At 40.4% G+C, this 1,262-nt stretch carries 1 protein-coding gene and 2 pseudogenes; 2 read left to right on the top strand and 1 reads right to left on the bottom strand.

The window, feature by feature from the left end:
• Positions 1–162: 162 nt before the first annotated feature.
• Positions 163–311: pseudogene (locus QUA47_RS31175) on the bottom strand (IS4 family transposase); the annotation flags it as partial.
• A 56-nt stretch (positions 312–367) separates the two neighbouring features.
• On the opposite strand from QUA47_RS31175, the gene QUA47_RS30875 reads away from it, so the two are divergent.
• Entirely contained in the window at positions 368–751 is a 384-nt protein-coding gene (locus QUA47_RS30875; RefSeq protein WP_333433638.1) for an IS630 transposase-related protein, read from the top strand.
• Positions 752–915: 164 nt separating this feature from the next.
• Positions 916–1,218, top strand: a pseudogene (locus tag QUA47_RS31170) (transposase); the annotation flags it as partial.
• Positions 1,219–1,262: the final 44 nt, after the last annotated feature.

The raw sequence follows: 1,262 nt of genomic DNA, 5'->3' as shown, positions 1-1,262 counted from the left end.
CCTTAAATTTGATGAATCCTCACCATTTAAAACATTGGTTCACTCATTGCTGCTACTGTACCTCATAGCATCGGAAAATGCTGTATTATGCGATCGCCACTGCGTTCTATCGAGCGCGAGTTTCAAAGGTTGAGATTTGTTAAATTTAGCTTTTAAAATTTCTTTAACAAGTGGAAACCACAGGCTTTCTATGTTGAGGCAGTCTAATTTCAAAAATCTTTGCAGGCTACGCCTCCGACTTTCAAATTGAATCGGATAAGGCCTATTGAAGCCAGTAATTCAATACTAACTTGTCTGTGACTCTGTAACATACAGCACTTCCGGATGTTATGAGGTACAATATAATCGACTAACAAATAATATCTTCATGAAAGCATATTCAATAGATTTGCGAAAAAGAATAGTAGCAGCACATCAAGAGCAAAAGCTGTCTATCCGAACAACAGCAGCAATATTTGCTGTGAGTAAAAGCTTAGTTCAAAAGCTTGTCAAACAACAAAAAATAGAGGGAAATGTACAGCCAAAACCCAGAGGTAAACCGAGGTATAGTCATTTGAATAATGCCGAAACAGAGTTAAGAGAAATAGTGACTGCACATCCCGATGCAACCTTACGAGAGTTGTGTGAGCTATTTGCCCACAGAACAGGAAATTGGGTCGGTAAAACAGCAATTTGTAGCGCGTTACAGAAGTTGGGATTAAATCGCAAAAAAAAACGGTCAGGAGTAGCCAAGCAGGGACAAAAAGAGTGATGAAGTTAAGGTTAGAGTATTGGGAAAAAGTCAAGGAGATCGAGCCAAAAAACCTAGTCTTTCTAGATGAGACTGGAGTCTTGCTAGGTTTAAGACGAACTCATGCACGCTCGGAACGAGGAACTAGAGCCTAGGTCGTCAAACATTTTTATCGAGGGGAAAAAGTCACAGTAATTGGTGCAATTAGTTTTCAGGAAGTAGTGGCATTAATGACAATAGATAACTCGATGGATAGCAAAGCATTTGAAGTATTTATCGAGAAATGTTTAGTCCCACGATTGTGGTCGGGAGCAGTAGTAGTTATGGATAATTTACCCGCTCATAAACTAGCTTCTATTAAGCCTATGATTGAAGCTGTGGGTGCTTCCATCTTGTGTTTGTCCCCCTCCCCCTACTCTCCTGATTTTAATCCGATTGAATTATGGTGGTCTCAGCCTGGGAGGGTGACAAAGAGGTCTATGAAATAGACTGGATAAGGGTTGCAGCCCGCATACCTTGTTGATAAAAGCGG

The sequence above is a fragment of the Microcoleus sp. MON2_D5 genome (assembly GCF_036701905.1).
Classification (GTDB): Bacteria; Cyanobacteriota; Cyanobacteriia; order Cyanobacteriales; family Microcoleaceae; genus Microcoleus.
Note: the sequence above shows the minus strand (reverse complement) of the source record. Positions and strands in the feature narration are given on the sequence as shown.